At 59.9% G+C, this 8,976-nt stretch carries 5 protein-coding genes; 1 reads left to right on the forward strand and 4 read right to left on the reverse strand.

Annotation, left to right across the window (positions count from 1 at the left end):
- Window positions 1-33: 33 nt before the first annotated feature.
- Complete coding sequence (locus tag D1Y85_RS09670; RefSeq protein WP_124150835.1) at window positions 34-1,077, forward strand: LacI family DNA-binding transcriptional regulator; 1,044 nt, start codon at window positions 34-36, stop codon at window positions 1,075-1,077.
- A gap of 59 nt (window positions 1,078-1,136) precedes the next feature.
- On the opposite strand, the gene D1Y85_RS09675 is transcribed toward D1Y85_RS09670, so the two are convergent.
- The 4 genes from D1Y85_RS09675 to D1Y85_RS09690 all read right to left on the reverse strand — a co-directional run bounded on the left by D1Y85_RS09675 (window position 1,137) and on the right by D1Y85_RS09690 (window position 8,818).
- Window positions 1,137-4,961: a PAS domain S-box protein gene (locus D1Y85_RS09675; RefSeq protein WP_124150836.1), complete on the reverse strand. Its 3,825-nt coding sequence runs from the start codon at window positions 4,959-4,961 to the stop codon at window positions 1,137-1,139.
- Window positions 4,962-4,964: 3 nt separating this feature from the next.
- Window positions 4,965-5,309 (reverse strand): response regulator, encoded by a 345-nt coding sequence (locus tag D1Y85_RS09680; protein WP_185218943.1) that lies wholly within the window; start codon window positions 5,307-5,309, stop codon window positions 4,965-4,967.
- Window positions 5,310-5,387: 78 nt separating this feature from the next.
- A complete protein-coding gene (locus D1Y85_RS09685) occupies window positions 5,388-7,496 on the reverse strand; it encodes a methyl-accepting chemotaxis protein (RefSeq protein ID WP_124150838.1) in 2,109 nt (702 codons plus the stop codon).
- A gap of 905 nt (window positions 7,497-8,401) precedes the next feature.
- Window positions 8,402-8,818: an ArsR/SmtB family transcription factor gene (locus D1Y85_RS09690; protein ID WP_124150839.1), complete on the reverse strand. Its 417-nt coding sequence runs from the start codon at window positions 8,816-8,818 to the stop codon at window positions 8,402-8,404.
- Window positions 8,819-8,976: the final 158 nt, after the last annotated feature.

The raw sequence follows: 8,976 nt of genomic DNA on the forward strand, positions 1-8,976 counted from the left end.
ATGTTGAACTGCGCTCCCAAATACTGAGATTTCATGCCCACACTGGTGGAAGTCGCGCGGCATGCCGGCGTTACGCCGGCGACCGTATCGAACGTGCTGCGCAATCGCGGACGCGTCGGCGATGCCACGCGCGAGCGTGTGCTGGCGGCCATTGCTACGCTGGGGTACACGCCACACCTGAGCGCGCGCGCGCTTGCCGAGGGCCGGGCGCCGACCATCGCGCTGATGGTGTCGAGCATCGCGAATCCGTTTTATCCGGAATTCGCACTCGCGGTTGAAAATGCGCTGCGGCGCAGCGGGCAATTCCTCATCATCTGCAACACGGATGGCGATCCGCAGACGGGGCGGGCGTATCTTGACCAGATCGCAGGCACGCTCTCGGCCGGTGTGCTCGTGATGAACGCGAATCTCGACTTCGCCGATCTGCGTGCCACCGAGCGTCGTGGCGCGCCCGTCGTGTTGTGCATGTGGGAGCGGCCGCACGCGGAGCCGGGATTGCCTTGTGTCGCGGTCGATTTCAGACTCGCGGGCGAACTGGCGGCAGCGCATCTACTGTCGCTTGGGCACCGGCGCATAGGGGTGATCGTGGGGAGCAAACCGTCTGGCATTCATGCCGCGCGTTATGAGGGCTTTCTCGATGCGATGCGGGCGGCTGCGCTCGACGGTACAGCAGCGCCAGTGCGCTACGCGCGCGACACAACGCAGGGCGGGCACGACGCAGCGCTCGAATTACTCCAGACGCATCCGGATCTCACCGCGCTCTTCACGACCAACGATCTGCCCGCGCTGGGCGCTATGCAGGCGGCGGCGGATCTGGGCCTCGACGTGCCACGCCAACTCTCGGTGGTCGGCATTACCGATATCCGGCTCGCGCGCGAATCGCGTCCGGCGCTGACCACCGTGGCAGTGCCCACCGTCGAGGCGGCGGAGCTTGCGGTTGCGTTGCTGCGGGAACTGATCGAGGCACCGGATGGTGCCGCAGGAGTCGGGCGGGAGTCACGCATGTGCGTCGCGTCGGCGCCGCGACTCGTTATACGGGCTTCGACAGGGCCTGTGGCGAGCGGTGCGCTCCGATAACGACGCAACCGGATGATGCTCACACTTTCGGGAAATGGCGAAACTCGGTGGCGAAATGACTAGCTTTTTGAGCCTTCCTGTTTCGCATGCGCCGCTTCGTTAATGGAAGCGTCCGCTAGTTTCAGTTTCTGCAGCCTGCGTATGGCATCGATTGCCGCTTCCGTGTCGAATCTACCCATCGCCCGCTGAAGCTCATCCCATGACGGGCCGGACAGCGCTACACCGCATTGGCCCGCCAGTTCATCGAACAGATCCAGTGCGTCCATGTCGTGAACGGCAAGGTGTGCAACGAGCCGGTCCAGACTTGCCTCGATGTCGATGTTGTTCGTGGCGGTATCGGCGGACAGGTTTTTTCCAGCGCTAACTTCAGCGTGCCGCGTCAGCCAGTCGTTCTGGGCGTTTAGCGTTGCGTTCAACGTTTTTTCGAACGATAGCCGCGCGTCGCTATTCGGCACGCTCTCCGAATCGCGGCGCAGCGCGAGTTCAATGCTTTCGCAAATCGACGCCAGCCGCGATGCACCAACGAGGGCTGCAGTGCTCTTGAGTTGATGCGCCGCGTCACGAATCGGCGTCGAATTGGTGGGTTGGGTCTCTAGAATTTTTTCCCCGAGAGCAGGAGCGAGCAGGATGAAATCGTGCAGTAACCGCGCATAGAACACAGCGTCATGGTTCAGACGGGTCAATGCAGCCTGTGCGTCCAGCAAGGGGGCTACTGCTGCTTCGGGAGGGAGCGCGGCAATATCTGTGGCGGACGGTGCCTGCGCACCTCTTGTGTGCCGCAGGACGATTTTAATCAGCCTGTCGAGATCGAAAGGCTTGCCGATGTGGTCGCTCATACCTGCTTCCAGGCAGGCCTGCCGGTCGGTTTCCATTGCATTCGCGGTCATGGCGACGATGGGCAGACCTGCATGCTGCGGCTTGCACCGGATGGCCCGGGTTGCCTGCAGCCCGTCAAGCGTGGGCATGTGAAGATCCATCAGGACGAGGTCGTAGCGATGAGGCTTGGCATCGAGCGCGTCGAGCGCCGCCTGGCCATTCCCGACCACGCTAACCATGGCGCCTTCTCGCGCCAGCATCCGTAGCGCGACTTCCTGATTGATCGCGTTGTCTTCGACCAGCAGAAGATGCAAGTTAGCCAGACGTTGCACAGCCGGTGGCGGTTCAAGGCGCGGCAATTCCGGCGTACTGTGCCGCCCCAAGGCTATGCGTACCATCCCCGCCGTTACCGGCTTGCATAGTGTCGATCGCGGGCCATTCAGACTGCGCGAACTCATCGTCAGCAATATCGGCGGATCATCCTGCAGGGTTGCCAGTCCATCGAGAAACGCCTGTCTTTGCGGAGCATCCTGATTCAGAAGAACCAGCTTGGGCTTCGGGTTGAGCGATCCCGCACGAACGGCGGCCTGCATTGAATTCGCATCGGTAAATATCTGCACTTGCCAGCCCATACCGGCAAGCATGCGTCTTAGAACCTTGCCCGAGTGAGGATGAGGTTCCAGAAGCCAGGCGGTCGCTCCAGCCTCGACCTCGGGCGACGCTGAAAACGCTGCTCCATTTGGCTCTACCGGCAGAAGAATCTGGAAGAAAAAACGGCTTCCACGACCGGGTTCGCTATCGAAATCAAGATCACGTCCCGTGCCTGCGTTATCGAGCATCAACTGAATCAGCCGCTTGCTGATCGTCAGTCCGAGGCCCGTGCCGCCATAACGTCGTGAGGTCGATGCTTCAGCCTGGCTGAAAGCGTTAAAGATGCGCGGGCGTTGCTCGGCGCTGATGCCAATGCCCGTGTCTTCCACTGCGAATTCGAGCAATGCACCGCTTTCGTCGAGTTGCAGCATCCGCACACGCACCACGACTTCACCACTGTGGGTGAACTTGATCGCGTTGCAGCCGAGGTTCATCAGAACCTGCTTGAGTCTGAGCGCGTCGCCCCTGAGTACCGGCGGAATATCCGGATCGATGTCGTAAATCAACTCCAGATTCCGTTCGCCCAGGCTGCCGGCGAGGATCACGGAAAGCTCCGCCAGCAGGGCATCCAGTTCGAACGGCTCGATGGACAGCTGCATCTGGTTTGCATCGATCTTCGAGAAATCGAGGATATCGTTCAGGAGCGACAGCAGGGTATGCGCTGCGCTATTCGTCTTGTCGAGCAGATCCTGCTGCTCGGCGTCGAGCGCGGTATGCCTGAGCAACTGGAGCATGCCGATGATGGCATTCATGGGCGTGCGGATCTCGTGACTCATATTTGCGAGGAACTGGCTCTTGCTGCGCATGCCCATGTGCGCGGCATCCAGTGCACGATGCATTTCGGTCACGTCGAGGCAGATGCGGATACGCATGCCGTCCTCGGTCACCGCGCTGATAACGTCGAGCCAGCGGTCGTCGCGCAGATGCTGGTGCACGCTCGAATGCGGACTGCACATTGCCTGAAGCTGGTTGTCCAGCCACTTTTCCGGATCCTTTTCCGCATCGAGAAAGGCGTTCGCTTCGATGCCGGTACGCAGTACCTCTTCAAATGTGAGACCGGGCACGATCCGGTGTCCCAATGCTCCCGCAATGGCGCGATATTTTTCGTTGCAGAAGACCAGTTTTTCCTGCGCGTCGTAGAGCGCGAATGCCTCGTCCAGCGCTTCGATTGCCGAGTAGAGCGTGCGCTCGCTGGCCAGCGCGCGCTGGCGGGTTTCGAGCAGTTCGGTAATGTCCTGCGCTGCGCCGACGAGCCGGTACGGTCGATCGTCGAGGTATTCGATTTCTCCTGCGACTCTGAATGCGTGAGTACGGCCGTCCGGTAACGCGATCTGGAGCGTTCGCATGAACGCCTTGCGAGCGGTCGTCGCCTCGCGGATGCAGGTGTAGAGTTCGCGCCACGCTTCCGGTAGCGCGTGCTCGTCGTCGATATCGGTCTGGCCAGGCAACTGCACCCCGAGGATAGTCAGCGCCTCACGGGAAAAATTCACACGTGGTGTTCCGAGTTCCGCAGACCAGCCTCCGATGCGCGCGATTCTCCCAGTGCGATCGAGCAGATCCCGATTGAGTTTGAGCGACGTGATGTTCAGGTGGATCGACAAATACTTTTCGGGCAATCCATTGGGGCCGAGCAGCGGCGAGATCGCGACGTGCACCCAGTACAGCGAGCCGTTTTTCGCCCGGTTGCATACAGTGTTGTTCCAGATCTTGCCTTGCGTGATCGTGCTCCACATCTCCTGCCAGAACTGCGCATCGTGATACCCCGAACTGATTACGCTATGCGGACGCCCGAGCAGCTCTGTCTGGCTGTAGCCGCTGACCTTGACGAACTCGGTGTTGACGTGCGTAATCCTGCCGTTCAGATCCGTTTCCGACACAATCGCAAATTGGTCGAGAATGTCGAGCACGGCCTGATGATGACGCAGCAAGCGCTCCGTTTTCTCGCGTTCGCGGCGTTGGCGGTCGATGTCGATCTGCGCCACGCCGTGACCGAGGAAGCGGCCGCGGCCATCATGCAGCGGGTGCAATTCGAGGATCATCGTATGCACATCACCGCTCGTTGAGCGAAAGCGAATGTCGGTGCGTAGTTCTGCGTGGTTGCGCAACGCGGACTCGACAACGGTGAGCATCGCGGGATCGTCGAGTCTGTCGTGCAACATTTCGCAAAACGGGCGGTCTTGCAGTTCACCGGGCGTGTATCCGGTCAACTCGATATAGGGCTGGTTGGTCGCAACGATCCGGCCTGCAGTGTCGACGACGCAGACTGCATCGTGGTTCAAACGCCCCGCGCATACCATCCGCATCAGCGCGTCGCGATCGACGGTCAGCCTGCCGGCGTTGCGCCACAGCGCCCATGCGAACAGCAACAGCAGTATCTGCGCACCGATCAGCGCGCCCCAGATCGAAGCGGCGGCCATGAATTACAGTCCGGTTGTGCGGGCAATAGCCTGCCTGAGCTGTACGGCCGCCAATGGCTTCTGCAGAAGCCCATCGGCGCCAAGGGAGGAGAAGTGGCGCAGGGTGTCGTCGTCGCCGTGTCCGGACACCATCAGCACTGGAAGACGTTTGCCGGGCCGCGCGCGCAGCGCTTTCAACGTGTCCTGCCCGCTCATGCCCGGCATGTTGATGTCCAGCAAGACCAGATCGAACGGCTGCTCGTCGATCAGACGAAGCGCCTTGTGGCCGTCGCTCGCCAGCGCGCCGCTGTAGCCGAGTTCGCGCAGCAGCCGTGCCGCAAAACGCAGATTCATCGTGTCGTCGTCCACGACCAGCACGCGCTGCGGACCCGGAGCGCTCGTGCAACCGGTATGGGCGGGATTCCGATCACTCATTGGCGCACGTCGTCAGAACGTTTCCCAGTTGTCATCGCCGGCGCTTTGTGTCGTTGCGACCACGAGTGAAGCGGGTGCGGCGGCTGGGCGCACGGGTTGGGCTGCGTGGACCGAGGCCGGGGCGGTGGTATTCGGCCGGCCGAATTCGATTTCGAGTGCATGGATGGCCTGGTTGAGTTCCTGACCCGCCCTGTGCAGCGGCTGACCGGTTTCCAGCGTAGCCCCAGCGTCGGCCATGCGGTTCTGATTGATCAGTTCGGCAGTGCGACCCACGGCTTCATGGAAAGTCTGGTGCGTCTTCACCAGCTTCGTGAAGGCCGATTTTGATCCCCAGCGTTGTGCGCCGGGACCCTTCAGCCACTGCCCGAGCGCGCAACAGTCATCGCGCCGGGTCTGCGCCACATCCAGCGTCAGCCCGCGGTTGATCGCATTGCGCAACGTGACGCGCCACTGCTGGTGATCCGAAACCGCCTCTTTTGCGTTGAACGTGTCGTTGCTGTCCTCGGCACCATTGCCCGCACGCGAACGCTTGCGCAATTCAACCGCATCCTCTTCTGCCAGCGTTTTGTCTTTGTCGGTGAGCCGGAAGACTCGAATCGTGTTGTGCACCATCCCGACCTGGCTGCTGAGGGCGCCTGCCGATGCAGCCAGCTCTTCCACCATCGCGGCATTCTGTTGAGTAATGGTGTCCAGATGCACGACCGCGTCGTTGATCTGGTTGACGCCGATTGCCTGCTCCTTGCTCGCATTGTTGATCTGCTCGAGCAGGGAGGTCACACGGCCTACCGACTTCATTGCCTCATCCATTCGAGAACGTGCATTGTCGGCACGTTCGCTGCCGCGCTTGACGGCCTCGGTCGAACTCTGAATCAGTTCCTTGATTTCCTTGGCCGCTGCCGCCGAACGTTGCGCGAGACTCCGCACTTCCGCGGCAACCACCGCAAACCCGCGTCCCTGTTCACCGGCGCGCGCAGCTTCGACTGCCGCGTTCAGCGCGAGGATATTGGTCTGGAAGGCAATGCCTTCGATTATGCTGATGATGTCCGAGATGCGCTGCGACGCCCCCGTGATTTCGTGCATCGCTTCGACCACGCCGCGGACCGCCTCGTGACTGTGCTCGGCGATGGTCGACGACTCTCGCGCGACATTTGCGCCTTCCTCCGCGAGACCGGACGCGTTCTGGATGGTGCTGTTGATCTGGTCCATCGCGGCTGCCGTCTGCTCGAGGCTGCTGGCCTGCGCATCCGTCCGTGCAGCAAGATCCTCATTGCCCGCCGCTATTTCCTGGGTGCTGCCAAGCAGGTTGGCCACTTCATGTCGGACGTCGCGCACGACGGTACGTACCGAGACGTTCAACTGAGCCAGCGCAAGCTGGATCTGGGCGAATTCTCCGTGTCCGGTCGCCTGAAAGTAGCGCGTCAGATCGCCACTGGCGAGTAGATTCGCCGTATCGAGCACACCGCGCAACGGTTTGATCCCCTTCCGGATCAGGATCGACGCAACGCCGGTTGCGCTGACGAGTGCCGTCAGGGCACTTGCCCACAGTGGCGCACCGATAGCGGTGGCGATAACCGGCGCCGCGGCGCCCACACAGACGAGAGCGATGAACTGTCCGCGCATACCAAGCGTGAACAGACGCCGGATGCGGCCTAAAATATCATTGCGTTGCACGGCTCCACGTTTAAGGACGTGGAGCAGGCGGCCTGCCTCCTGCTCGGCGCGCATTGTCGCGTAGAGCCGTTCAGAGGCCTGAACTTCCGCATCCAGAGCGCGCGTACGCACCGACAAATATCCGACGATGCGCTCGCCATCGCGCATGGGCGACGCATTGGCCCGCACCCAGTAGTAGTCGCCATTCTTGCGCCTGTTTTTGACGACCCCGGTCCACGGGTGCCCCGCCTGAATGGTGGCCCACATGTCGCGGAACGCTTCTTCCGGCATGTCCGGATGCCGTATCAGGTTATGCGGCTGGCCGAGCAATTCGGCCCTGGTATAACCGCTGACCGTGAGGAAATTTGTGTTGCAGTAAGTGATCCGGCCTTTCAGGTCAGTGATGGATATAAGAGTCTGGTCGGCCGGAAAGGCATAGCCGTTCGCTGTAACAGGTAGGTTGATACGCATCGTGCCGGATTCCCCGTCAGTCGTGTGCCGAGTTTTGTCTTTTGTCGGCGTATTTTTCCTGAAGAATAAGAATCCGTACGGTGAAAACTTTATCCAATAACAAAGAATGCTTCATTAATGTTATTGAATCGTTTTCGTGCAGGGCGTGCGACAGATTTACACTTTTCGACACGAGCTATTCGTGGATGCGGGGTGCTAAATAGAATCTTCAGATTATCCGTGCACCTCGTCGCTGCCACGTGACCGACCGTTCAGGCGGAAATAAACCCGGGTGTTTCTACGAACACTTGTCGTTAGAAACGATGGCGATGAAACGCAAACGGCAAGCAGCAAACGGTAAATGGCGGGGTTTTATTTGTTTTGATAGCCGCCGGCGGTTTCGTGTGTGGAGGCGATGTGGTGTTCAGTCAAAAACGCCTTCCAGTGCACAGGATCAGATTGAACGCTAATGGTTGAGAGTCACGCAAACGTTAGCGCGTAATTCGATGATGGCTACGATTTCTTGATTCGCGCATATCGCGTCACGTCTCTTAAGGAATTAATGAATTTGACACAAATAGCTACTAGCTTGCTGTTTTCCTCGCAGCATTAATGGATAGCTATGCATTCCACGCTTGCGCAATTTCGCGATTCGGGTCATTCCGCTAGTGCGCGTAGCGCCGGGGATCTGGCACAAGAGGTTCCAGCCGTCGACGCTGCAGATTCGAACGCCACGGTCATGGAATTTTCTACTCGAGACGTGACATGGTCAGTCTGGCGGTAGTCGAAGGTGATCGTCTCGGAGTCGATCTGCAGGAATCACCCGATAGAGGCAGCTAGTTGCCCAACGCGTACCGTCGCGAGGCGTGTGGGGCGCACGCAAGACTTCGCGCAACGTGTAGCCTGCGCGAAACGCACACACTTCATCAGCCCAAACGGGCAAATCGCGCTGCGTCCCCTGCCCGGACGTAAGCGTTCTCAGGCGTGTTCGTGCTCGTGCCGGTGTTGTCACGCGATTCAGCAACGGGTGCTGTTCTCACGTCGAACGTTACGAGCAGCATTTCAAGCAGCGGGCGGATACGTCCTTCGCCGAGGGAATAGAGGATGGATCTCGATTCCCGGCGCGTCTGGACGAGGCCGGCTTTACGAAGCTCGGCTAACTGCTGTGAAAGCGCGGGCTGTTTGATGTCCAACTGTTCCTCGAGTTGACCCACCGATCGCTCGCCCTGCGCGATCTGGCACAGCAACTGAAGCCGGTTTGCATTTCCCAGCAAACGCATCAGCTCAGCGGCTTCGCCCGTGTGTTTCTTTAGCACCTCGAAGTCTTCGGGTGTCGTTCTCATCACGATTTCAACTCGCGAAAATACCAGGTCGCACCGTCTTGCCCGCTTTGAATCGCGGCGTCGAGCGAAGTCGTGTATTGACCCAGTGAAAACCTGCTCAAGTCATAATTGAAGGAACGTGGCGATGAGCGTGAAGATGGAAGAAGACATCAAGCGAT

Origin of the sequence: Paraburkholderia dinghuensis, assembly GCF_003837865.1 — a bacterium.
GTDB lineage: Bacteria > Pseudomonadota > Gammaproteobacteria > Burkholderiales > Burkholderiaceae > Paraburkholderia > Paraburkholderia dinghuensis.

Bases quoted from the DNA above. Each gene is read 5' to 3' on its own strand.
- D1Y85_RS09685 (WP_124150838.1), bottom strand. From the start codon at position 7,496: ATGCGTATCAACCTACCTGTTACAGCGAACGGCTATGCCTTTCCGGCC.
- D1Y85_RS09690 (WP_124150839.1), bottom strand. From the start codon at position 8,818: ATGAGAACGACACCCGAAGACTTCGAGGTGCTAAAGAAACACACGGGC.
- D1Y85_RS09670 (WP_124150835.1), top strand. From the start codon at position 34: ATGCCCACACTGGTGGAAGTCGCGCGGCATGCCGGCGTTACGCCGGCG.
- D1Y85_RS09675 (WP_124150836.1), bottom strand. From the start codon at position 4,961: ATGGCCGCCGCTTCGATCTGGGGCGCGCTGATCGGTGCGCAGATACTG.